This window comes from Streptomyces sp. AC550_RSS872, assembly GCF_019049285.1.
Classification (GTDB): Bacteria; Actinomycetota; Actinomycetes; order Streptomycetales; family Streptomycetaceae; genus Streptomyces.
Map to the genome: position 1 here is coordinate 63700 of NZ_JAGMUL010000045.1, position 21991 is coordinate 85690.

At 69.9% G+C, this 21991-nt stretch carries 23 protein-coding genes; 12 read left to right on the forward strand and 11 right to left on the reverse strand.

The genetic code is table 11. The features are described from left to right. The first annotated feature begins 6 nt into the window (after nt 1-6). Nucleotides 7-690 carry a pyridoxamine 5'-phosphate oxidase family protein gene (locus tag KUM44_RS20470; RefSeq protein WP_217209635.1) on the forward strand — a complete coding sequence of 228 codons (684 nt, stop codon included), beginning with the start codon at nt 7-9 and terminating at the stop codon, nt 688-690. After that, a complete protein-coding gene (locus KUM44_RS20475) occupies nt 690-1322 on the forward strand; it encodes an FMN-binding negative transcriptional regulator (protein ID WP_217209637.1) in 633 nt (210 codons plus the stop codon). The genes KUM44_RS20470 and KUM44_RS20475 overlap by 1 nt, the downstream gene beginning before the upstream one ends. Before the next feature lie 291 nt (nt 1323-1613). On the opposite strand, the gene KUM44_RS20480 is transcribed toward KUM44_RS20475, so the two are convergent. From KUM44_RS20480 to KUM44_RS20490, 3 genes are all read right to left on the reverse strand, one after another. Continuing rightward, complete coding sequence (locus tag KUM44_RS20480) at nt 1614-2555, reverse strand: DMT family transporter (protein ID WP_217209639.1); 942 nt, start codon at nt 2553-2555, stop codon at nt 1614-1616. Between the two features lie 176 nt (nt 2556-2731). Continuing rightward, nucleotides 2732-3724 (reverse strand): EamA family transporter, encoded by a 993-nt coding sequence (locus KUM44_RS20485; RefSeq protein ID WP_254389802.1) that lies wholly within the window; start codon nt 3722-3724, stop codon nt 2732-2734. A 93-nt stretch (nt 3725-3817) separates the two neighbouring features. Next, entirely contained in the window at nt 3818-4414 is a 597-nt protein-coding gene (locus KUM44_RS20490) for a Clp protease N-terminal domain-containing protein (RefSeq protein ID WP_308402674.1), read from the reverse strand. 220 nt (nt 4415-4634) lie between these two features. On the opposite strand from KUM44_RS20490, the gene KUM44_RS20495 reads away from it, so the two are divergent. Together KUM44_RS20495 and KUM44_RS20500 are read left to right on the forward strand one after the other, a co-directional pair. After that, nucleotides 4635-4802, forward strand: a complete 168-nt coding sequence (locus tag KUM44_RS20495; RefSeq protein WP_308402675.1) for a hypothetical protein — start codon at nt 4635-4637, stop codon at nt 4800-4802. Nucleotides 4803-4967: 165 nt separating this feature from the next. Further along, nucleotides 4968-5405 carry an SRPBCC family protein gene (locus KUM44_RS20500; RefSeq protein WP_217209647.1) on the forward strand — a complete coding sequence of 146 codons (438 nt, stop codon included), beginning with the start codon at nt 4968-4970 and terminating at the stop codon, nt 5403-5405. Between the two features lie 140 nt (nt 5406-5545). On the opposite strand, the gene KUM44_RS20505 is transcribed toward KUM44_RS20500, so the two are convergent. Then, entirely contained in the window at nt 5546-6169 is a 624-nt protein-coding gene (locus KUM44_RS20505; protein WP_217209649.1) for a PadR family transcriptional regulator, read from the reverse strand. A gap of 238 nt (nt 6170-6407) precedes the next feature. Between KUM44_RS20505 and KUM44_RS20510 the strand changes: the two genes are divergently transcribed. From KUM44_RS20510 to KUM44_RS20520, 4 genes are read left to right on the forward strand one after another with little or no spacing between them, the layout of a single operon-like run. Beyond that, nucleotides 6408-7118: a TnsA-like heteromeric transposase endonuclease subunit gene (locus KUM44_RS20510; protein WP_254389820.1), complete on the forward strand. Its 711-nt coding sequence runs from the start codon at nt 6408-6410 to the stop codon at nt 7116-7118. Then, on the forward strand, nt 7106-7459 hold the full coding sequence (locus tag KUM44_RS45540; RefSeq protein ID WP_254389803.1) for a hypothetical protein: 354 nt from the start codon (nt 7106-7108) through the stop codon (nt 7457-7459). The genes KUM44_RS20510 and KUM44_RS45540 overlap by 13 nt, the downstream gene beginning before the upstream one ends. Next, nucleotides 7456-9165: a Mu transposase C-terminal domain-containing protein gene (locus KUM44_RS20515; RefSeq protein ID WP_254389804.1), complete on the forward strand. Its 1710-nt coding sequence runs from the start codon at nt 7456-7458 to the stop codon at nt 9163-9165. The genes KUM44_RS45540 and KUM44_RS20515 overlap by 4 nt, the downstream gene beginning before the upstream one ends. Further along, the gene (locus tag KUM44_RS20520) at nt 9162-10181 is read left to right on the forward strand and encodes an AAA family ATPase (protein WP_217209653.1); all 1020 of its coding nucleotides are present in this window, start codon (nt 9162-9164) and stop codon (nt 10179-10181) included. The genes KUM44_RS20515 and KUM44_RS20520 overlap by 4 nt, the downstream gene beginning before the upstream one ends. Before the next feature lie 843 nt (nt 10182-11024). Here the strand turns inward: KUM44_RS20520 and KUM44_RS20525 are convergent. Continuing rightward, nucleotides 11025-11384, reverse strand: a complete 360-nt coding sequence (locus tag KUM44_RS20525; RefSeq protein ID WP_217209655.1) for a hypothetical protein — start codon at nt 11382-11384, stop codon at nt 11025-11027. Nucleotides 11385-11560: 176 nt separating this feature from the next. Here KUM44_RS20525 and KUM44_RS20530 point away from each other — a divergent pair, with 176 nt between their 5' ends. Further along, the gene (locus KUM44_RS20530; RefSeq protein ID WP_217209656.1) at nt 11561-12211 is read left to right on the forward strand and encodes an HAD family hydrolase; all 651 of its coding nucleotides are present in this window, start codon (nt 11561-11563) and stop codon (nt 12209-12211) included. Between the two features lie 108 nt (nt 12212-12319). Continuing rightward, nucleotides 12320-13129: a PhzF family phenazine biosynthesis protein gene (locus tag KUM44_RS20535; protein WP_217209657.1), complete on the forward strand. Its 810-nt coding sequence runs from the start codon at nt 12320-12322 to the stop codon at nt 13127-13129. A gap of 6 nt (nt 13130-13135) precedes the next feature. On the opposite strand, the gene KUM44_RS20540 is transcribed toward KUM44_RS20535, so the two are convergent. Further along, nucleotides 13136-13915, reverse strand: coding sequence for a CPBP family intramembrane glutamic endopeptidase (locus KUM44_RS20540; protein WP_254389805.1), 780 nt, complete (start codon nt 13913-13915; stop codon nt 13136-13138). 189 nt (nt 13916-14104) lie between these two features. Then, nucleotides 14105-15622 carry a glutamate-cysteine ligase family protein gene (locus KUM44_RS20545; protein ID WP_217209658.1) on the reverse strand — a complete coding sequence of 506 codons (1518 nt, stop codon included), beginning with the start codon at nt 15620-15622 and terminating at the stop codon, nt 14105-14107. A 569-nt stretch (nt 15623-16191) separates the two neighbouring features. Between KUM44_RS20545 and KUM44_RS20550 the strand changes: the two genes are divergently transcribed. Further along, the gene (locus KUM44_RS20550; RefSeq protein ID WP_217209659.1) at nt 16192-16794 is read left to right on the forward strand and encodes a hypothetical protein; all 603 of its coding nucleotides are present in this window, start codon (nt 16192-16194) and stop codon (nt 16792-16794) included. 460 nt (nt 16795-17254) lie between these two features. Next, nucleotides 17255-17461, forward strand: coding sequence for a DUF5999 family protein (locus tag KUM44_RS20555; RefSeq protein ID WP_030053671.1), 207 nt, complete (start codon nt 17255-17257; stop codon nt 17459-17461). A 114-nt stretch (nt 17462-17575) separates the two neighbouring features. Here KUM44_RS20555 and KUM44_RS20560 read toward each other — a convergent pair whose 3' ends face one another. From KUM44_RS20560 to KUM44_RS20575, 4 genes are read right to left on the reverse strand one after another with little or no spacing between them, the layout of a single operon-like run. Continuing rightward, complete coding sequence (locus KUM44_RS20560) at nt 17576-18619, reverse strand: endo-1,4-beta-xylanase (protein WP_217209660.1); 1044 nt, start codon at nt 18617-18619, stop codon at nt 17576-17578. Nucleotides 18620-18674: 55 nt separating this feature from the next. Next, nucleotides 18675-19529, reverse strand: a complete 855-nt coding sequence (locus KUM44_RS20565) for a carbohydrate ABC transporter permease (protein ID WP_374202057.1) — start codon at nt 19527-19529, stop codon at nt 18675-18677. Beyond that, nucleotides 19526-20530, reverse strand: coding sequence for a carbohydrate ABC transporter permease (locus KUM44_RS20570; protein WP_217209661.1), 1005 nt, complete (start codon nt 20528-20530; stop codon nt 19526-19528). Before KUM44_RS20570 ends, KUM44_RS20565 begins: the two co-directional genes overlap by 4 nt. 6 nt (nt 20531-20536) lie before the next feature. Continuing rightward, a complete protein-coding gene (locus KUM44_RS20575) occupies nt 20537-21832 on the reverse strand; it encodes an extracellular solute-binding protein (protein ID WP_217209662.1) in 1296 nt (431 codons plus the stop codon). Between the last annotated feature and the right edge of the window lie 159 nt (nt 21833-21991).

Below are 21991 nucleotides of genomic sequence, written 5' to 3' on the forward strand. Positions count from 1 at the left end.
ACCGTCATGCAAGGGACCGAAACGTCGACGTCGCCGGCCGCCGCCTACACACCGACCGGCCGCACCGTCCCGACCCGCTCCCCTGGCCGGGCGTCGTACGACAAGGAACTGGTGCACGCGATACTCGACGAGGCCTACGTCTGCCACCTCGGCTTCGTCCGCGACGGCGCGCCGGTCGTGCTGCCCACGTTGTACGGCCGGGTCGGCGAGACGCTCTATGTCCACGGCTCGACGGGCTCGCGCCCGCTGCGGATGACCGGGCAGGCGGACCCGGGGCTTGCGGTGTGCCTGACGGTCACGCATGTCGACGCGCTGATCCTGGCCCGCTCGGCGTTCCACCACTCGATCAACTACCGGTCCGTGGTGGTGCACGGCACCGCGTACGACGTGACGGACCCGGAGGAGAAGCGGGTCGCTCTGGACGCGCTGGTCGATCACGTCGTGGCGGGCCGGTCCCGCGACTCGCGGCCCGCCAACACGAAGGAGCTCGCCGCCACCGCCGTCATCCGCCTCGACCTCGACGAGGTCTCCGCCAAGCTCCGCACCGGCGGCGTGAACGACGAGCCCGAGGACCTCGCGCTCCCCCACTGGGCCGGCCTCGTCCCGCTGCGCAAGGGGTACGACGCGCCGGTCGCCGACCCCGGCCTGGCCCCCGGTACCGAGCTCCCCGACTACCTCGGGGCCCTGTGATGCTGATCCACCCCTGGGACGCACCCCGCGACGACGCCGAGTGGCAACGATGGCTGGCCGTCCACGACTTCGGGCAGCTCGTCGTCAACGGCCTGGACGGCGAACCGCCGCACGTCCAGCCACTGCATTTCGCGTACGACGGCGAGCGCGGCGAGGCCGTCACGCACCTGGCCCGACCCAACCCGATGTGGCCCGCGCTGCTGGCGAACCCCGAGGTCGTGCTGAGCGTGGTGGACGACTACGTCTATGTGCCCGGCCCCTGGCAGGCGGACCCGGACACCCCGCCCGAGCACGGCGTGCCGACCAGCTTCTACGCTGCCGTCCAACTCCGCTGCCGGGCCCAGGTCGTGGACGACCCGGCCGAGAAGGCCGAGCTGCTCAACCGCCAGGTCGGCCACTTCCAGCCCGAGGGTGGCTCCGCTGAAGTGACGCTCGACGAGGCTCCGTTCGGCCGCCTGCTGTCCGGCATCCGGGGCCTGCGTCTCGAAGTCACCGGCGTACGCGCCAAGTTCAAGTACGCGGGCAAGCGGACGAAGGAGGTCCAGGACCGGATCGCGACGAACCTGACCCAGCGGGCGGGCCCGGGTGACCCCGGGGCCCGCGAACACATACTGCGCCGCCGCCCGGCCTGAGCCTGGGGGTCTGGGGGGCGAAGCCCCCAGAAGGGGCGCGGGGCTGTGTCGATTTGCGGCTCCGCCGCGTGGGCGCGACCAGCCCCCACCCGCCCGCACCCGAAGAACAACCGGGATCCGGGGCGCAGCCCCCAGCAGGGGCGCGGGGCTGTGTCGGTTTACGGCTCCGCCGCGTGGGCGCGACCAGCCCCCACCCGCCCGCACCCGGGGTCGAAGGGGCGGAGCCCCTGGGGATGGGACGGGTAGGGGCGGCGGGGGCGAGGAACCGGGCGCCCCCACAGAAAGCTCCTGTCACGCCGACAGCCGTTGCGTCCCCCGTGCCTCCGCCAGAGCCAACCCCGTGACGGACCCCAGCATCAGCAGCGTGCCCGCGAGGGTCGGAGTCGTCAGGTGTTCACCGAGAAGGACGACGGCGAGCACCGCCGCGCTGACCGGCTCCAGCAGCATGATCACGGACACGGTGGCCGACCGCACCACGGCCGCGCCCGCGAAGTAGAGGGCGTACGCGAGCGCCGTGGGGACAGCCGCGATGTACATCAGGAGCCAGCCGAGCCGGACAGGGTCGGCCGTGTGCGGCACGAGGCCTTCGGCGAGGGCGAAGGGCAGCAGGCTCAGACTGGTCACCGCGAAGGCCCAGAGGGACGTACTGGCGGCGTCGGCCCCGCCGTCGCGACCCCACTTGCGGGTCAGCAGGGTCATCACGGAGTACGCGGCCGCGGACACCAGCGCCAGCAGCACGCCCCACGGCCGTACGGTCGCGCCCTCGCCGAGGGCCAGCACGGCGAGCCCGGCGAGCGCACCGGCCACGGCCGCGACGCCGCCACGCCCGAGCCGCTCGCCCAGGGCCAGCCGGGCGCCGAGCGCGATCAACACGGGTCCGGCGCCGAGGGTGACGACGGTGCCCACGGCGAGCCCGGTGGCGTCGACGGCAGCGAAGTAGGCCGTCTGGAACACGGCGAGCCCGATGCCCGTGACCCCGGCCCGCAGCGCCTTGCGGCCGAGGGGCTGGGACACGCCGGTGCCCCGAAGGGGGCGCGGACGCAGGAGGCGGACGGCGAGCAGCAGCACGAAGCCGGCCGCGCAGCGCCAGAAGGAGAGGGCGATCGGCCCCATGTCACTGGCCCGGTAGACCAGGGAGGCGGCGGCGCCCGCGGTGCCCCAGGCGGCACCGGCGACGATCAGACAGAGAAGGCCACGCCCGATGGGCAGGCCGGAGACAGCAGCGTTCGACACGAGTTCTTCTCCGCAGACAGGCAGAAGTTCTGGAAGGACCGCGGCTCAGCGGGGTCCGTGGACTTCGTCTGCGGGCAGCACCGTTCCGCCCGGCGTGCGGCCGGGCAGGCGTTCCGGAGGGCCCGCCTCAGGCGGCCGGAGGCGGAAGAACGAGCGTCGAAGGCATGTTCGGGACCTTATGCGAGCGTCGAGCGGCTGGACAAATCCCTTTCCGGCCCACCGCTCGCCACCGGTTCGGGGGAGCCCTTCGCGGGCGCCGACGACTGCGCGATGAAGGCACCGACCAGGACGATCACCCCGCCGACCAGCTGCGGGGCGGAGAGGTGTTCGCCGAGCAGGACCCAGGCGAGGACGGTCGCGATGACCGCTTCGAGGCAGGCGACGACACCGGCGACCTGCGGCGAGAGCCGGCGTACGGAGACGACGCCGGTGACGTAGGCGATGACCGTCGCGACGAGGACGATCCAGGACAGCAGCAGGGGCGCCGCGACCGGGGTGCCGTTCATGTGCGCCGTGCTGCCCAGCACGGACCAGTCCATCGTCCAGGGACGCGCCACGACCGTGAGGACGCCCGCGCCGACCAGGAGGCCGTACGCGATGACGCCCAGCGGGTCGGGGGCGTCGGCACCGGAGTCGCTGCCCTGGTCGGACAGGACGAAGTAGCCGACCTGGCAGCAGGCGGCGCCGAGCGCGAGGAGCAGGCCGAGCACGTCGAAGCTCAACCCCGACCAGACCTCCACGACACAGGCGAGCCCGCCGACCGCGAGGACGACACCGAGGGCGGCGGCGGGCGTGACGGGCCGTCGCTGCACGAACCGCACCCAGCCGAGGACCAGCGCCGGGGCGAGATACTCGACGAGCAGCGCCACCCCGACCGGGATACGGGATATCGAGGCGAAGTAGAAGGCCTGGACGCCGGCCACGCCGAGCAGTCCGAACCCGGCGAGCAGGGCGGGCCGGCGACGCAGCAGCGCCCGATGGCGTACGGCGAGCGGCAGCATCACGAGGGCCGCGCCGGCCACGCGCAGCCACACCACGTGAAGCGGGTCGAGCCCCGCCTCGATCAGCGGCTTGGCCGCGACCCCGGATCCGCCGAAGGCGACCGCCGAACCCATCGCCAGACCGAGCCCGACGCCCCTGCCCCGGCCGGCCCCACTGCTTTCAGACATACGCACCGGCACATGATGACAGGCGACGACATGAGCGTCACCCCCAATGACACCTGTCTCGCCGAGTGGACGGCGAGGGCGAGGGAGGTCGGCCTAGCGAGCCGTGTCGCCGCCGCCCACGCCATCGCCGACGCCGCCCACGCCACCGCCGCCGACGCACGCGTCACGTCGTTCGTCGAGCCGCGCGTACAGCGTGGTCGCGTCCACGCCGGCCCGGGCGAGCACCTCGACGGCGCGGGCCTGCGGGTCGGTCACGATCGCCGCGAGCAGGTCGATGCCATGGGCCTGCGGGTCGCCGCGCCGGGCGGCCCGTCGGGAGGCGTGTTCCATCGCGCTCGCCGCCAGCGGGGAGAAGCCCTCGCCGTCCCTCATCACGGGTACGGCGCCGGAGTCCTCGACGGTGCCCTGCCAGCGCAGGCCGTAGCCGATGGTGCGTTGCACGAGATAGCCGAGGAGGCGGGCGATCTGAGGGCCGTCGCCGAAGACGGCGTACACATCGCGGTCGTGCTCCAGAAGCGAGTGCAGCAAATGGGCCGTGTCGATCTGCCGGTCCCCGTCCCTGACCGCCCGGCGGCGGGCACCGGAGACCACCGCTGCCAGCTCGTCGCTGAGCCTGGCATCGTCCGCGGTGGCGGCCGGGCGCCGACAGTCCTGCTCCTGGGCCGACCGCCAGGGAGTACGGGGTTGCACATCCCCTACCCCATCAACCACTTCGAGCCGAGTCATCCCCGGGAGGAAGCATTTTCGCGTCCCACAGAGAGTGGACTCCGTCGGCCGATATCTCCTCCTTACGGATGAGATCACGCAGAGCACCCCCGAGGGGCGTGCGCCGCCTCGCCCTACGCCCTCTGCGCAACCATGGCGCCCCGCCCTGACGTCTTTGAGGGGCATGGAGCGCAGGTGCTGGCTGGTGTCTTTGTCTGCCGTCGATGGCAGACAGTACGTCTACCGCGTCTACGCACCGGAGGACGCCCTGCCCGCCGACCTGTTCTGGGAGGCGTGGCACTGCCATGAGGAGAGCGCGTTCCCACGCGCGTGGGACGTGTTCGACGCGGCGGTGATACGGATGGTGGGCTGAGCCGAGCCCGCCCCGCCCCGCCCCGCCCCGCCCCGCCCCGATGGACGCTGGATCCGTGGGCCGGGCCCAGGTCTCCACATTTTCTGACGGTTCATCAGTATTGAATGTTCCAGGCCCCAGGACTACGTTCCGCGACACCGTAGCCCGAGACGAAGGGGTGGTCGCATGGCCGAAGTCAGCGCGGAGGCACGCATCGAGGCACCGGCCGAGAAGGTCTGGGCACAGCTGACGGACTGGTCGGCGTACGGCGAGTGGAACGCGACCCACACCAGCTTTCCGGGCGGCGGCCCCACGGCCCTCGAAGTGGGCGGGACCTTCCAGGAGAACATGAAGCTGATGGGGTTCCCGGCCGAGGTCGAGTGGACCATCGAGGAACTGGAGCCGACGCGGGTGCTCGCCATTCGCGGCAAGGGCCCGATGGCGGTGACCGTGGCCACGCGCTACACGCTGACGCCGGACGGCGACGGCGGGGGCGCCACGACGGCCCGTATCGACGGGGAGTTCACGGGCGCGGCCGTGTCGCTGATGGCGGGCAAGCTCAAGGACTCGGCCACGGCGGCACTGAACGAGTCACTGCGCAAGCTGGCGGGCCTGGTGACCTGAGCGCCCTCGGCGCACCTTCTGGCCCCAGCGCACACCCCGAACGCGTCCTGGCCGCACACACCAGAACGTCAACACGAAGGCGCCCCGCGGTTCAGGCCACGGGGCGCCTTCACTCAGGACGGACGGGCCGCCGGACCGGCTCAGTCCTCATCGGCGAGGATGAGGTACAGCCTCTTGCGGGCGTCGTTGATGACGGTGAGCGCCTTCTCGCGCTGCTCCTTGCTGCCCGTCTTCCAGACCTGCCCGAAGGCCTCCATCAGACCGAATCCGGCCTGCCGGATCTCGCCGAGGGCCTCCCAGTCGACACCACGGGAGGCTTCCTCCCAGGGCGCCTCGGGCCCGGCCTCGGCCGCCTCGCGGCCCGACTCCGTGAGCGAGAACAGCTTCTTGCCGCCTTCGCTCTCACTGACGATCAGCCCCTCGTCCTCCAGCAGTTGGAGGGTGGGGTACACCGAGCCGGGGCTGGGCTTCCAGGCCCCGCCACTGCGCTCGGCGATCTCCTGGATCATCTCGTAGCCGTGCATGGGGCGGTCCTTCAACAGGGCGAGGATCGAGGCGCGTACGTCACCGCGCCGCGCCCTCCCTCGCGGTCCACCCCGGCCGCCCTTCGGCCCCCAGGGGCCGGGCCCGAATCCAGGCCCACCGAAACCACCACCGGGTCCGCCCGGCCCGAAGGGCCCGAACGCACCGCGGAGGCCTTCGAAACCGCCTCGGCCGTGGTGCCCGTGTCCACCATGCCCACGCTCGAATCCATGGGAACGCATCGCAATCACTCCATTCCATCGTTGATCTGTCGCGATGCCTCAACGATATATCGGAACAGTTCGCCTGACAAGGCCCACCGACGCCCGACGCCTGTCCTGTGACAGCGAATCTCGTTCGATTGCCACTGAACTTTGACCACCGGTACGTTCCTGCCACCGAACTTTGACCGTTGCGGTTGGAGGCGTGGTGGGGGCACCGGCTCATGCGTACGGAGATCCATCGTTATCCGCCTTTGAACTGGACTTTCTTGAGTCTGGTGAGCGTTGCCGCGGGCCGTTGGGCCAGTTGTGGAGTACGCGGTTCGAGGGCGTTCAGCCGGTACGTGAGTTCCGGTGGGCAAAGGGCGGAGAGAGCTTCCCGGGCTGGTACTTCGCGGCGACGACCAGCAGCCACGTGGGCTACGAGTCGTGGCTGGAGCGAGACTGCCTGATCTTGCTGGACCGTGATCCGGAGGTGGTCGGGATCGCCTCACAGCCCTTCTGGTTGCACTGGCAGGGCGGTCCGGAACAGCGTCGCCATGCGCCTGACTACTTCGTACGCCTTGCTGACGGGCGGGCCAGGGTGGTCGATGTCCGGTCCGCGGACCGGCTGGACGAGCGGACCGGGGAGGCGTTCGCAGCGACGCGTCGGGCCTGTGAGGCGGTGGGCTGGGAGTTTGCGTGGATGGGCACGCCCGAGCCGGTGTTCATGGCGAACATGCGCTGGCTGGCCCGCTACCGGCGGACCCGCTCGGGGCGCCCGGAGGGGGTGGCGGCCTCGCTGGTGGAGGTCTTCGAGGAGCCGCTTCCGTTGTGGTCGGGAGCCGGGCGGGTGGGCGACCGGCTGCAGGTCCTGCCGGTGCTGTTTCATCTGCTGTGGTCCGGGCGGCTGGGCACGGACCTGGAGTCCGCGGTGCTGGGGGCGGACAGTCTCGTTTGGGCCGAAGGGCGGGCGGCATGGGCAGGATGACGCGGCCGGGGCGGGTCGCGGTCGGTGACCGGGTGCGGTTCGAGGGCCGGATCCGCGGGGTGCTCGCCGTTGCCGCCCAGGCAGTGACGCTGGCGGAGGGCGAAGAGCGGTATCGGGTCGTGCCGTTGCTCGAGTTGTTCGCGGCGGCCGATTTCGAGGTCGTGGACAGCCCGGTTCGGATGCCGTTGCCGGCGGTCTCGCTGCTAGAGGCGTTTCCCGTCCGGGAGGTGGAGAGGGCTCTGTGGTGGGAGATCCACATTCTGGAGGTGCTGCACGGGCTGCCGCCCGAAGCGGAGCCCGGCACGGCGGTCCGGCCTGAGTACAGGCCGGACGGTCCTTGACCGCCCGGCAACGGGCGAAGGCCGCTGAGCTGACCGCCGCTGGTCACAAGGTCTCTGCCAGTACGGTCGCCCACCGTCGGCGTCGCTACCAGGAACGCGGGGTGCTGGGTCTGGCCGATCACCGGCCGGTCCGCAGGACGGCCGAGTTCGGAGAGGTCGACGATGCGGTGGTGGCCGCGATGCGGCAAGCGATCAAGGAAGCGGTGGACGCCTCGACCCGCACGGGGACGTTCATTTTGTGGCGGACCGGCGAGATCCTCAAGGAAGCACCTGGTGGGCAGGGAATCGGGCTTCCCTCGCAGCGGACGCTCTACCGGCTGCTGGCGAAGCTGACTTCGGGCACTCACACGTCCGGCTCGGCGGTGACCCGCCGGTCCAGGGCCCACGGGGCCACGACGCCGCACGGGGAACTGCCGGTGTTCGCACCGGGCGAGGTCATGCAGATCGGCTCCACGCCGCTGGATGTGCTGGTCCTGCTCGACAACGGCGTCACGGGCAGAGTCGAGCTCACCGCCATGATCGATGTCGCGACCAGGACACTGACCGCGGCGGTGCTGCGGCCGACCACGAAAGCTGTGGATGCCAGCGTGCTGCTGGCTCGCACCGTCACTCCCGAGCTGATGCGGCCGGGCTGGTCGGACGCGCTCAGGATGTCCCGCTCGGTGCTGCCGCACCGCAGGCTGCTGGCTCTGGACGAGCGGCTGGCCCATGCGGCGGCCCGACCGGTGATCGTCCCGGAGGTCATCGTCTGCGACCACGGCAAGGCTTTCCTCTCCCGCAACTTCGTCTCCTCCTGCCGGTTCCTGGAGATCGAAGTGCAGCCGGCCCATCAGGGCTCGCCCTTCGAGAAGGGGCATATCGAGAAGATGCTGGGCTCGGTGGCCACGCTGTTCGCGCAGTTCCTGCCCACCTACACCGGCCGCAGCAGCGACCACCGCGGCCGACACCTGGAACGCGAACGGGTGTGGTCTCTGCTGGAATTGCAGGAGCTTCTGGATGAGTGGATCGTCGCGAAGTGGCAGAACCGCAAGCACGACGGTCTGCGCGATCCGGTCCACCCGGGCCGGCTGTTCACGCCGAACGAGAAGTACGCCGCCTTGGTGGAGGCCTGCGGCTACGTCCCGGTCGCACTCAGCGGCGACGACTACGTCGAACTCCTGCCCGCGGAATGGCGGGTGGTCAACGACTACGGCATCCGGATCAAGAACCGCACCTACGACAGCCGGGCGTTGGGGCCGATGCGCCGCCAGAACTCCGGGGTCCGGGCGAAACGCGGCCTCTGGGAGGTCCATCGCGACCCCTACGACGTCTCCCGGATCTGGGTACGCAACCACCGCGGTGACAACGAGTGGGTCCCGGCCACCTGGAAGCACCTGAACCGGGCACCGGTCCCCTTCGGTGACCTGGCCTGGGACCACGTCAGCCACCAGCTGCCCCGCGCCACCGAGGCGGAGATCGCCGATGCGGTCGCCGCCCTGCTCACCCGGGCCCACGGCGGCCCGCAGAGCGAGCCCGGTCCCAAGCCCGGCAAGCGCGACCGGCGGGTGGTGGCCCGCACGAAAGCCGCAGGTCCGCTTACTCCGGCGTCCGTTGCCGTTGCTCAGGCGGAGCCGGAGGGCGAAGCGGACGAGAGCGAGGAGTCGGTGGCCGAGGTGATCCCGCTCGGACTGTTCGACCCGATGGAAGACCCCTGCAAGCGCTCATGACGGCATCGTCCGCTCTGCCTCAGGACTCCCAGCGGCACCTGACCACGATCGACGGCTGGCGCCGGTTCGTCGAAGGACCGCCGGGTCCGCCGCCCCGGCTGACCGACGCTCAGTACGACGCGCTGGGCGAGGCCGGCCAGGCGGCCTTCGACGAGGCCCGTCTTGACCATCACGGCCGTCTGCTGGTGGTCGCCACCTCCGTCGTCCGGCACACCGTCGCCACCGGCCGCCGCCTGGTCGTGCTGAACCGGCATGCGATCAGTGCACGCCGCGGCCTGATCGTCTCCGGCCCCGCCGGCACCGGGAAGACCATCGCAATCACCCAGCTCGGCCTGTCTCACGAGCTGCTGGACCGGGCCCGGCACCCCACCGCCACGGATCGCAAGCCGGTCATCTACATCACCGTCCCGCCCGCCGCGACACCCCGCATGATCGCGGCCGAGTTCGCCCGTTTCCTGGGGCTGCCGGTGATGGCCCGCATGAACATCACCGACCTCATCGAGTCCGTCGTCGGTGTCTGCACCGATGCCCGCACCGGCATGATCCTGGTCGACGAACTCCACAACATCTCGCTCACCACCCAGCACGGCGCCGAAGTCGCCGACACCCTCAAGTACTTCTCCGAGCGGATCCCCGCGACGTTCATCTACGCGGGCATCGACATCGAGCACGGCAGCCTGTTGACGGGCACCCGCGGAGCCCAGATCGCCGGCCGTTTCACCCTGATCCCCACCCGCCCCTTCCCTTACAACAGTGAGTGGCGGGGCCTGGTCGCCACCATGGAGAAGACCCTTGCCCTGCGGCGGCACCGGCCCAGCACCCTGGCGAGACTGGACCGCTACCTGCACGACCGCACCGGCGGCATGATCGGTGCCCTCTCCCACCAGATCCGCGGGGCCGCGATCGACGCGATCTTCAACGGCACCGAGAAGATCACCAAAGCCGGGCTGAAGGCCGTCCCGCTGGACGTCGCCGCCGAATCGCCTCACTTCCGCGGGCCCAGGTCCTCCCGATGACCCACGAGAACGTCCGCGTCCTGCCCTTCCAGGTCCGGCCCCGGTCCGGCGAAGGCATCCGGTCCTTCATCGTCCGCCTGGCCCACGCCAACCATCTTCCGCCCCGCTACCTGCGGACCTACCTCTGCGAACCGCCCGAGCATCTCGGTCTTCCCAGCTGGACACGGCTGGCCGCCGCGACCGGCCGCGACCCGGAGAGGCTGCTGACCACCCTGGAAACGAGGCGCTGCCTGGAGTGCGACGCGGAGATACCGCCCTCGGACGTCATCGGCCGCCAGGCCCTGCGCTGTTCCCAGGCCTGCCGCGAGAAGGCATACCGGAAACGGCACCCTCGCGCTCCAGTGCAGAAAGCTCCCTGCAGAGAGTGCGGCAAGAGCATGAAGATCCAGCCCGGACAGCGTTATCGCCTGTGTTCATCCACCTGCCGACGGGCCAACTACCGCAAACACGAAGAAAAGTGGTTGGCCGAGGCAGACTCAGCCGATCCATCCAGACCACGCGTCTGCCCGGTCTGCGACGGCCCGATGTTCTCAGCAGCACGCCGGACATGCTCAGACCGATGCCGCCAGCGAGCACGTCGCCAACAGCTCAAGCAGCCTCCTTCGAACCCACCTTCTCCACCGCCGGTGACACCGCCGGCACCGAAGCCCGCACCACCGCAGTCACCCGAACCGGCGCCCACGGCATCATCAAGACCCTGCGAGACCTGCGGAGGATCGCTACCACCAGGGCACTGCCAGGAACAACGACGGACATGCTCACAGCGCTGCCGCCAGAAGGCATACCGGCAACGGAAAACAGCACTCACCGCAGAAGAGACGGCCACCCGCCTGCTCGTGACCGTCACCGACGTCCTACGACCACCGCGCCTTCCCCTGGACGGCCCGTGATCTTCCGAAGCAGATCGAGAAAATCGCCTTGAACCTGTTCACCAGCCGCAGAGAACGGGTCTGCCGAACGCCGAAAGTAGACAGCACAGGAGACCGCAGCGGGCGCAAGACGGGAGTCCTCGGCCAGGCTTCCGCCGGGAGTCACAGGCCGCATACCTTGGACGATCGCCTCACCAAGAGGACGCGCGGCGACCGCTTCCAGGATGCGGATGGCACAGGCGTGCTCAGTTGGACTCGGCTCCCACTCGCTACTGTCGAATGCGGCATGCAGATCACGTATCTGTGTCGCTAAGTGCTCGATGTCGGCTGCCATGAGCCGACCATACTGAGTCTGCCGCTGACGCACCGGCGCTTCCGCGGTCCCCAGGCCACAGCCGCAGCGACCGCCTTTGGCAGCACGGGATGGTTGGCGGTCAAACTTCGCTGACAACAGTCAAACTTCACTGTCACAGGACACCCGACGCCCCTCCCCCGTGCTCTACTGCCGCCATGCCGCTCCTGCTGCTGGACCTCGACAACACCCTCGTCGACCGGGACGCGGCGTTCCGGGACGCCGCCGCCGGCTTCCTTGCCGGCCACGGCCTGCCCGCCTCCGACCTCGGCTGGGTGACGGCCACGGACGCCGGCGGCTACACCCCGCGACGCCGGCTGGCCGCGGCCATGGCCGCCCGATACGGGAGCGCGGTGCCGGACACCGCCATCCGCTCCCTGCTCGACACCGGCGGCGCCGACCGCGTGGTCCTGGCGCACTCCTCCCGCCGGGCGCTGGAACGAGCCGAGGCCGCCGGCTGGACGTGTGTGATCGTCACCAACGGCCGCGTCGCCCAGCAGGAGGCGAAGATCCGCAACACCGGGCTGGATCGGCTCGTCCAGGGCTGGGCCGTCTCCGAAGCCGTGGGCCGCAAGAAGCCCGAACCGGAGATCTTCCGGGCGGCGGCCGCATCCGTCGGCGTCCCCCTGACCGGCGCATGGGTCATCGGCGACTCACCGCACGCCGACATCGCCGGCGCCGACGCGCTCGGCCTGCGGAGCGTGTGGGTGGCAAACGGACGCGACTGGGCCCAGGACTCCTACCGGCCCACCCTTGTCTCCCATGACGTCGCCTCCGCCATCGGCCACGCCGTCGCCGCACCGCGCTGAAAGCCACGGGCGAACCCCGGCCCGCACCAGTACCCCCTCCCGAAAGCGGTCCAGCACCCCCGAATTGGCCTTGGCCGTCCGCTCCCCCGCACCCCTAGCGTCAGCGTCATGCGGATTCGAATCGTCGATGCCTTCACCGACCGTCCCTTCGCCGGAAACCCGGCCGGGGTCCTGCTTCTCGACGCCTTCCCGGACGACGACTGGCTCCAGAACGTGGCCATGGAGGTCAGTCACGCCGAGACGGCGTTCGCGCACCGGCTGCCCGAAGGCGGGGAGGCCGACTGGGCGCTGCGGTGGTTCACGCCGGTCGCCGAGGTGGCCATGTGCGGGCACGCCACGCTCGCCACGGCCCATGTGCTGCACAGCACCGGCGCCCACCTGGGGCCTGTGCGGTTCGCCACCCGAAGCGGCGTCCTCGTCGCCACGCCCGGCGAGGACGGCTCGATCACGCTGGACTTCCCGACCGCCCCGCTCACGCCCGTCGAGGTCCCGGCCGGGGTCGCTCAGGCGCTGGGCGCCGAGCCGCTCGTCGCCTTCGACACCGGCCCGAACGTCGGGGACCTGCTCGTCGAACTCACCGACGAGAAGACGGTTCACGCGCTGTCCCCCGACCTCGCCGCCCTCGGCGCCTGCTCCGAACGCGGCATCATCGCCACGGCCCGCGCCGAGGACCCCACGAGGGGCTACGACTTCGTCTCCCGTTGCTTCTTCCCGAACATCGGCATTGACGAGGACCCGGTCACCGGCAGCGCCCACACGGCCCTCGCCCCCTTCTGGTCCGAGCGCCTCGCCCGGGCCGAGCTCACCGGCCTCCAGGCCTCGCCCCGCTCCGGCCGCGTCCGCACGCAGCTGCGCGGCGACCGCACGCTGCTGAGCGGCGGCGCGGTCACCGTGATCGAGGGGGAGCTGCTCGCCTGAGCCGGCTCACGCCGTCGGCAGCCACCCGACCTTCCCGGCCAGCAGCGCGTACCCGACGAACGCCCCTATGTCGAGCAGGGAGTGCGCCACGACCAGCGGGCCGACCCGGCCCCAGCGCCGGTACAGGTAGACGAACACCACGCCCATCGCCATGTTGCCGAGGAAGCCGCCGATGCCCTGGTATAGGTGGTACGAGCCGCGCAGTACGGAGCTGGCCACCAGCGCGCTGCCGGGCGTCCAGCCCAACTGGCCCAGTCGGCGCAGCAGATAGCCGACGACGATGACCTCTTCCAGGATGGCGTTCTGAAGCGCCGACAGGATCAGTACCGGGTACTTCCACCACACGTCGGGCAGTGCCTCGGGCACCACGGTGAGGTTGAAGCCGAGGCCTCGGGCGGCCAGGTAGAAGGCGATTCCGGTGCTGCCGATCACCGCGGCGACGGCTGCTCCCCGGCCGAGGTCCGGCCAGGGGCGGGTGCGGTCGAAGCCGAGGGTGCGCAGGCTCTGCCCCTCACGCAGCAGGAAGTGCGCGACGAGGGCGACGGGGATCAGTGCCGTGGTGATTCCGAAGAGCTGCCACGCGAGATCCAGCCAGGGGCGGCCGGGGGCGGCCGAGGCATTGAGCGTGGCCGCCTGGTCCTTGAGGCCGCCCGGTTTGGTGACCGAGCCGACAAAGCTGATCAGGGCGGACACGCCGCTCGCACCGAGCGAAAGGCCCAGTACGAGCAGCGTCTCATCACGGAGGATCCGTCGCGAGGGCCGCTCATGCGGAAAAGATTCGGCCATGGGGCCTGCCTCGCCCTGCACACCTGCCTCCAGTGAGTAATTCCGCCTCATCCGCGACAGGGAGGGGCACCACCGTCATGGGACGTCACAGCTTGCCCGATCAGTATGGGCCGGGTGACATCGACCCCCTCGACGCGACGGTGCGGCACGAGGCTCGGCACCCCCTGCGTACCGCCCACGCGTCGGCCGTCACCCCAGCGGCACCGGCTCCAGCAAGCCGACCGGCCAGGTGTGGACCGGATCGCCGCGGTGCATGAGCTCGCGGTAGCGGCGGGTCGTGGCCGCCAGGGCCGCGTCCCTGGTCAGGCCCGCCTCCAGGGCCTGGTGGAAGGTGGCCGCCTGCCAGGACGCACCGTTCATCCGCCTGCGGCACCGCTCCTCGATGACGCCCAGGTAGAAGTCACGGTCGGCGCGCTCCACGCCCCACGCCTCCAGGCCGACCTCGGCCAGCGGCAGCAGTTCGTCGCGTACGAGGCTCACCGCGTCGACCTCGGTCGTCCCGCCGTACCGTCCACGCCGGGGCCAGCGCAGCCGCGCGTCGATGCCGTGCCTGCACGCCGCGTCGAAGTTGGCGGCGGCCGCCTCGAAGGGGAGCCGGGTCCACACGGGCCGTGACTCCTCGGCGAGGGCGCGGACGACGCCGTAGTAGAAGGCCGTGTTGGCGATGACGTCCGTGACGGTCGGCCCTGCGGGCAGGACGCGGTTCTCGACGCGCAGGTGCGGGACGCCGTCGGCGACGCCGTAGACGGGCCGGTTCCAGCGGTAGACGGTGCCGTTGTGCAGGACGAGTTCGGCGAGCGTCGGGGTGCCGCCGGCGTCGATGACCTCGAGCGGGTCCTCGTCGTCACAGATCGGCAGCAGGGCCGGGAAGAACCGCAGGTTCTCCTCGAAGAGGTCGAACGCCGAGGTGATCCACCGCTCCCCGAACCAGGTGCGCGGCCGTACGCCCTGGGCCTGGAGCTCGGGCGGGCGGGTGTCGGTGGACTGCTGGAACAGCGGCGGGCGCGACTCCCGCCACAGCTCGCGTCCGAACAGGAACGGCGAGTTGGCACCCACGGCGACCTGCGCGGCGGCGACCGCCTGGGCGGCGTTCCAGACGTCGGCGAAGCGGCCCGGGGTGACCTGGAGGTGCAGCTGTACGGAGGTGCAGGCGGCCTCGGGGGCGATGGAGCCGGAGGTGCAGGTCAGGTGCTCCACGCCGTCGATGTCGAGGGTGAAGTCCTCGCCGCGTGCGGCCACGATCTGGTCGTTGAGAAGGGTGTAGCGGTCGACGGCGGAGAGGTTCGAGGAGACCAGGTCGTCCCGGTCGAGTGTCGGCAGAATGCCGATCATCACGATTCCCGCGTCGAGCTCACCGGCTTTTCGGTCGGCATATGCCAATGATGTACGGAGTTCCTCCGCGAGCTGGTCGAATACCCGACCCTGGAGCCGGTGTGGGGCTATGTTGACTTCCAGATTGAACATGGCGAGTTCTGTTTGGAAATCGCGGCTCGCGATCCGCTCCAGCACCTGCATGTTCAGCATTTTCGGCATGCCGTCGGCACCGGTGAGGTTCAATTCGATCTCCAGCCCCATGAGGTTCTTGGGGCGGTCGAACCGCTTCTCCTCCAGCAGCCGCTCCAGGCCCGTCAGACACCGCCGCAGCTTCTCGCGGTAGTGCTGGCGATCGGACAGATCGAACCGACCTGCCACGACCTTCTCCCCCATCGAAGCTTCCCTCCTCGGATGGGCGGGCCCTGGGCCCGCCCGGCGGATCAGGCCGCCCGTCTCCCGGGTCAGGTGGGATGATGCCCAGCCGAAGCGATCGATAACGTCCCGCTTCGGCCCGGCGCCCGCTAGTCTGTCGGACGTGACCGGCGGCACATTCGCCAGGCATGCGGCACTCCGCAGTTGCGGACTCCTTACGAACTCGTGAAAAACGCCGACGAGAATTGGCCGTCCGCGCCCGGGGTGTTTTTCGAGGTCATCGCCGTATGATCGGCCGGCAATCAGGATGATTCCCGCATATCACCGGCCGAATGAACCCTTGCCGGGTGCACCGATATCGGCTAGATGAAACATCGTCTGAACACTCGTCGTATAAACTCCGCAATCAAGGCAGAGGGTTGGCGCCCACGGTCCCAGGACCTGTCGTCACGTGACGTACGGCAGGCCCCACTCACCCCCCTCGCGCTTCCCGACCCGGCCCCGCCTCTCTGACCTCCGTGAGCAGACAGCGCCGTCCGCCCCCGCCACGCCCTCGCGCCACCGGCTCTCCGAATGAGAGGCGACCCACCATGCCGCTGCATGTTCCCCCGGCTCCCGCGCCCGCACTTCGCTCCGTCCTCACCGCCCTCGGCTCGCCCACCGCGGTAAGTGAGGCCCGAACGCCCTCCCTGCGCGCCGCCCAGGGACCCGCCACACCCGAACTCCCGCTGCCCGTGCACGTCCTGGACGAGATCACCCCGGCAGGGGTGACCGCGACCCGGCTGGCCGGCTGGCGCTTTCTGATCCGCTGCGGGGAACGCGCGGTGGCCGCGGCCGAGACCCGGCTGACCCCGGACGGCTGGGCCTTCTCACACTTCTTCGAGGGGCCCTACATCGCGTCCACCGAGCGGGCGCTCCAGCAGGCCGAGACGATCGCACAGCCCTACCAGCCGCGCCTGCTGTCGTTCCCCGGCCTGTACATGCTCACGCTGTGGCTGCATGGCGACTGCACCGCGGACGGCGCCACCGGCCACCCCGCCGCCACGGACATCCTCGTACCGCTGGCCCCGGCCCCGCCCGGCATCGCGGCCCACCTGCCGCTCCGGGTCGCCGAGCTGCTCCCGGTGCTGACCCACCGGGCGACGCCGGCCCCGCTGCCGCCCCTGCCTCCGCTGCTCGGTTCGCCCGCCTGACAGCGCACCGCGCGAGCGCCCGCGTACCCCGCCGCCCCGTTCCGTCCGGGCGGCGGGGTGCGCCGCTGTCCGCCACCGGGATTAGGCTCGTATCGGACAACAGGAAATCGAGCCACGCACACACGCAATGGTTTCGCTCGTGCGAGCGACAATACGCTCGAACGAGCTTCTCGCGGCCTCCGGGCCACCCGGACTAGCCCTATCCGACCACTGGAAACCATCCGAAGTGACAGTGGAGTTGGGATGAACCGTCCGCGGCGGCGACGCGTCATCAACCTGTGAGAAAGCGGTGCTGCGAAATCCCTGCGGATCGACGCCCGTGGGGCAACACTGGGTTCCGACCGACTAATCACAACGGGGGCCGGCCATGAACGAAGCTTCACGCCGCGCGACAGACACGACCGTCACTACGGACACGACAGTCACCTCACACATCACAACAGAGCGAAAGATCCCTTCCATGTGCCAGCACCAGCCACCGTGCCCCTCAGCCGACTCCGCCGACCGGGAATCCGCCCGTCTCGTGGCGCACCACCCGGAGCAGGGGTGGAGCCTGCTGTGCAACGGTGTTCTCCTCTTCGAGGACACCGGTGAGCTCCTGCCGGACGGCCAGATCATCGCCCCGCACCGTCCGCTGGGCACCGGAAAGGTGATGACCGCCGCATAGCGCCACCGGGCGGAGTGACGAACGCCCGGAGTACTCCCAGGGGCCGGTCGCAGAACCTGACTGCGAGCCGGCCCCCACGTGTGACGGGAGATGGTCACTCACCGTAGCGGGGAGCTACTTCAGCGCTTCCGTCAGTGCGAAGTACGCCGGCTTCGGACGCAGCTGTTCGTCCCACGGGAGAGCCGCGCCCTCGCCCGGGAAGAACGCCGGGATCCAGCTGTACTTGTCCGTGTAGTCCCAGATCGTGATCCCCACGCACCGCCGCACCGCCAGACAGGCCTCGGTCATGTCCCGGTACCAGTCGGCCTGCTGGGCGAGCTTCTCCTCGGTCGCGGGCAGCTGCATCCGTACGTCGACCTCGGTGAGCGCCGTGTCGAGGCCGAGCCGGGAGAAGCGGCGGAGGTTGTCCTCCAGGGTGGTCGGATAGCCGTACTGGAGCGCCAGATGGGTCTGCAGGCCGAAGCCGTGCAGCGGGACGCCCTGTGCCTTCAGCTCCTTGGCCAGCTTGTAGTAGGCGTCGCTCTTGGGGCCGATCGCCTCGACGTTGTAGTCGTTGAGGTAGAGCCTGGCCTTCGGGTCGGCCTGGTGGGCCCAGCGCAGGGCGTCGGCGATGTAGCCGGGACCGAGCGTCTTGTAGAAGACCGACTCTCGGTAGGTGCCGTCCTCGTTGAAGGCCTCGTTGACGACGTCCCAGGCGAAGACCTTGCCCCGGTAGTGCCGTACCTCGGTCTGGATGTGCTTCTTCAGTACGGCCCGCAGCTCGGGCGCCGTCCACTCGCGGCCGGTGAGCCAGTCCGGCAGCTGGCTGTGCCAGACGAGGGTGTGGCCGCGCACCTTCTGGTGATGGGCGCGGGCGAGGTTCACGATCTCGTCGCCCTGGGAGAAGTCGAACACGCCCTGCTGCGGCTCGGTGGCGTACCACTTCATGCCGTTCCCCGGGGTGATCTGGTCGAACTCGCTGCCGAGGAGCGCCTTGTAGGGCTCGTCGACGAGCTCGGGGTTGTCGGTCGCGCTGCCGAAGTAGCGGCCGTGGCGCTGGGCGAGGTCGGCGAGGGTGGGCGGCTCGTGCCGTGCCTGGGCGGGCGGGCCCGCGCCGATCCCGGCGGCAACCAGGAGTGCGGCGAGGGCGCCGACGAGTCTGAGACGGTTCTTGCGCATGGTGCGACTCCTCACGTTGCGGATGTGTGGGTAGCCGTACGTCCGCCTGTACGCGTCACCCCTTGGTGGCGCCGGCGGTGAGGCCGCCGACGAGCTGGCGCTCGGCGACCGAGTAGAAGGCGAGCGCGGGGACCATGGCCAGCACCAGGTAGGCGAAGACGCGGGCGTAGTCCGCCGAGTACTGGCCCTGGTACTGCTGGACGCCGATCGGGATGGTCCACCAGGTGGAGTCGGTGAACACCAGCAGCGGCAGGAAGAAGTTGTTCCAGCTGGTGACGACGGCGAGGACCGAGACGGTGCCGAGCGCGGGCCGCGCCATGGGCAGCAGGACGCGCCAGAAGAACCCGAAGGAACTGCACCCGTCGAGCGTGGCCGCCTCCTCCAACTCGCCCGGGATCTCCCGGAAGAAGCCGCGCAGGATGATGATGGTCATCGGCAGCCCGAAGGCGGCCTGCGGAAGGATCACGCCGAGCGGGTTGTCCAGCAGGTTCATCGAGCGCAGCAGCAGGAACAGGGGCAGGGCCGCCACCGCGAAGGGGAACATCAGTCCCATGGTGAAGAGCGTGAACAGTCCCTCCCGACCGCGGAAGGCGAACCGCGCGAAGGAGAACGCCGAAAGCGCGGACACGGCCACGACCAGCACGGTCGTACCGATCGCGATCAGCGTGCTGTTGCCGATCAGCCGCCAGAAGTCCCCCGAGCCGAGGATCTCGGTGTAGTTGCCGGTCACCCAGGACTCGGGCAGACCCACCGGGTTGCGGGAGAGCTCGTCGGTGGACTTGAAGCCGGACAGCACGGCGTAGAGCAGCGGCACGACCATCACCGCGCCGACCAACACGAGGATCACGTGCAGCGGCAGGTTCTTCCTGCTGATGTTCCCCCCGGCCTTCCTGCCGGACCTGGCCGTCACTTGCCGCCTCCCCGCATCGTCGTAGTGGCTCCTTGGAGGTCGCGGCGGAGCACGAACCGCTGGTAGGCGAGGGCGAAGACGAGGCTGATGCCGAACATGGCCACGCTGATCGCGCTGGCGTAGCCGACCTGGTAGCGCTTGAAGCCGTACTGGAACATGGTCACGGCCATCGTCTCGGAGTGGTGGTCGGGGCCGCCCGCGGTGGTCACCCAGACCAGGTCGAAGAGCTGGATCGCCCCGATGACGGACAAGAACACGCTGATGCGCAGGGTGGGAGCGAGGAGCGGCAGGGTGACGCTGCGGAAGCGCTGCCAGGCGCTCGCGCCGTCGATCAGCGCGGCCTCGGTCAACTCCCGGGGGATGGACTGGAGTCCGGCCAGGTAGAGCATCATGTGAAAGCCGAAGTACTTCCACGTCATGACCAGGAACAGGGTGGCCATCACGGTGGACTGGTCGGCGAACCACTCGCCGCCGAGCCCGTCGAGGCCGATACCGCCCAGGACCTGGTCGGCGAAGCCGTCGCCGGGGGCGAAGATCATGCCGAACAGGACACCGGTGATCGCCTCGGACAGGACGTACGGCCCGAAGAACAGCATCCGGTAGAACGCCCGGCCGCGCAGCTTCTGGTTGAGCAGTACGGCCATGGCGAGCGCGAACGGCAGCTGGATCGCGAGGGACAGGACGACCAGGACCAGGCAGCGCCACAGGTCGCCGAGGAAGACGGGGTCGCCGAAGAGCCGGGTGAAGTTGTCGGCGCCGATGTAGTCGGACGGCATGCCGAAGCCGCCCCAGCGGAAGAAGGCCGCGTACAGCGCGAACATCATCGGCAGCAGCACCAGGACGAGGAACAGCACCAGTGCGGGCACCTGGAAGCCGACCGCGGTGAGCCAGTGCAGCAGCCGACGCCGGGCCCTCCCCCTGGCCGCGCCGGCGGTCGGGGGCGGGAGGTCGGCGCCGGGGCCGGGCTGCTTGTCGGCGGACGGCAGGAACGTGGAGGTCATCGCCGGCTACTGCTCTTCCTTCGCGGTCTTCGTGATCGACTCGGCGACCTGTTGCGGGGACTTGGACCCGGCGATGAGCGCGGCGACGCTGTCGTTGACCTCCTGGCCGACGGCGGGCGCGTAGGCCTGGTCGAGATAGAGCTGGAAGCCGGTGGCGCCCTTCAACTGCGCCTGCACGGCCTTGATGTTGGGGTCGGTGAGGGCGCTCTCGGCCGCCGGGACCACCGGGATGACGCCGGTCTTCTTGACCAGTTCGACGACCGTGGCCTCGGAGGCGAAGAACTTCAGGAAGTCGACGGCCGCTTGCGGCGCCCCGCTGCGCAGGGCGTGTCCGCCGCCCCCGCCGAACACCTCGGTGATCGTGCCCTTGCCGCCGTCGACCGCCGGGAACGGGAAGAAGCCGAGGTCGTCGCCGAGGCCCTTGCCGCTGTCCGCCTGCACGACCGGGGCCCACTGGCCCATGAGTTCCATCGCCGCCTTGCCGTTGCCGACGGCCGCGGCCTGCCCGGTGGGAGTGGAGTACGCGGCACCGAGGAAGCCCTTCTGGAACGGCTGGAGGTCGACGAGCTCCTGGAGGTGCTGTCCGGCCTGGACGAAGGGGTCGCCGGTGAAGTCCTTGTCGTCGTACGCCTTCTGGAGAGCGGGGGCGCCCGCGGTGCGCATCGCGAGGTAGGCCCAGTAGTACATGCCGGGCCACTTCTCCTTGCCGGCGAGGGCGAGCGGCGTGGTGCCCTTGGCCTTCAACTTCCCTACGGCGTCGAGGAATGCGGTCCAGGTGGTCGGCGGCTCGGTGATGCCCGCGTCCTTGAAGAGCGCCTTGTTGTACCAGAAGCCGATCATGCCCATGTCGAACGGGATGCCGTACACCTTCTCGTCGAGGATGTACGGCTCCTTCGAGACCGGCAGCAGGCCATCGGCAAAGTCTTTCGTACGGTCCGTGAGGTCCTCGACGAGCCCGGCCTCGACCTGCTGCCTGAGGACGCCGCCGCCCCAGGTGTGGAAGATGTCCGGCAGCTTCCCGGAGGAGGTCAGCGCCGTCATCTTGGCCTTGTAGGCCTCGTTCTCCAGCTGGACGATCTTTATCTTCACCTTGGGGTTCTGGGCCTCGAACTTCTTGGCCAGCGCGGCCCAGACGCTCTTGGCCGGCTCGGTCGTGGAGATGTTCCACCACTCGATGGTGGTCGTACCGTCCGACGACCCTCCGTCCGAGTCGCCGCCGCAACCGCTCAGTGCCGTCATGCCCACACCGGCCGCGGCGGAGACCGCCAGGAAGCCTCGGCGGGACAGTCCCGGGTCGCCCATCATGCGCTCCTCGAAAGTTTCGATCCGAATCCAGAAAGCTGCGTTGATGCCGCACCCTAGGGACAGCTTTCAAACGGTGGCAAGCCCTTGGACACAGTGAATCTGTCGCTGATCGTCAAGACAGAGGCAGCCGCTGGGTAACCAACGAAACATTCGACA

Bases quoted from the DNA above. Each gene is read 5' to 3' on its own strand.
- KUM44_RS20530 (WP_217209656.1), top strand. From the start codon at position 11,561: ATGCCGCTCCTGCTGCTGGACCTCGACAACACCCTCGTCGACCGGGAC.
- KUM44_RS20575 (WP_217209662.1), bottom strand. From the start codon at position 21,832: ATGGGCGACCCGGGACTGTCCCGCCGAGGCTTCCTGGCGGTCTCCGCC.
- KUM44_RS20505 (WP_217209649.1), bottom strand. From the start codon at position 6,169: ATGCGTTCCCATGGATTCGAGCGTGGGCATGGTGGACACGGGCACCAC.
- KUM44_RS20555 (WP_030053671.1), top strand. From the start codon at position 17,255: ATGTGCCAGCACCAGCCACCGTGCCCCTCAGCCGACTCCGCCGACCGG.
- KUM44_RS20535 (WP_217209657.1), top strand. From the start codon at position 12,320: ATGCGGATTCGAATCGTCGATGCCTTCACCGACCGTCCCTTCGCCGGA.
- KUM44_RS20520 (WP_217209653.1), top strand. From the start codon at position 9,162: ATGACGGCATCGTCCGCTCTGCCTCAGGACTCCCAGCGGCACCTGACC.
- KUM44_RS20470 (WP_217209635.1), top strand. From the start codon at position 7: ATGCAAGGGACCGAAACGTCGACGTCGCCGGCCGCCGCCTACACACCG.
- KUM44_RS20550 (WP_217209659.1), top strand. From the start codon at position 16,192: ATGCCGCTGCATGTTCCCCCGGCTCCCGCGCCCGCACTTCGCTCCGTC.
- KUM44_RS20560 (WP_217209660.1), bottom strand. From the start codon at position 18,619: ATGCGCAAGAACCGTCTCAGACTCGTCGGCGCCCTCGCCGCACTCCTG.
- KUM44_RS20540 (WP_254389805.1), bottom strand. From the start codon at position 13,915: ATGGCCGAATCTTTTCCGCATGAGCGGCCCTCGCGACGGATCCTCCGT.
- KUM44_RS20500 (WP_217209647.1), top strand. From the start codon at position 4,968: ATGGCCGAAGTCAGCGCGGAGGCACGCATCGAGGCACCGGCCGAGAAG.
- KUM44_RS20545 (WP_217209658.1), bottom strand. From the start codon at position 15,622: ATGGGGGAGAAGGTCGTGGCAGGTCGGTTCGATCTGTCCGATCGCCAG.
- KUM44_RS20485 (WP_254389802.1), bottom strand. From the start codon at position 3,724: ATGTCTGAAAGCAGTGGGGCCGGCCGGGGCAGGGGCGTCGGGCTCGGT.
- KUM44_RS20570 (WP_217209661.1), bottom strand. From the start codon at position 20,530: ATGACCTCCACGTTCCTGCCGTCCGCCGACAAGCAGCCCGGCCCCGGC.
- KUM44_RS20475 (WP_217209637.1), top strand. From the start codon at position 690: ATGCTGATCCACCCCTGGGACGCACCCCGCGACGACGCCGAGTGGCAA.
- KUM44_RS20525 (WP_217209655.1), bottom strand. From the start codon at position 11,384: ATGGCAGCCGACATCGAGCACTTAGCGACACAGATACGTGATCTGCAT.
- KUM44_RS45540 (WP_254389803.1), top strand. From the start codon at position 7,106: ATGGGCAGGATGACGCGGCCGGGGCGGGTCGCGGTCGGTGACCGGGTG.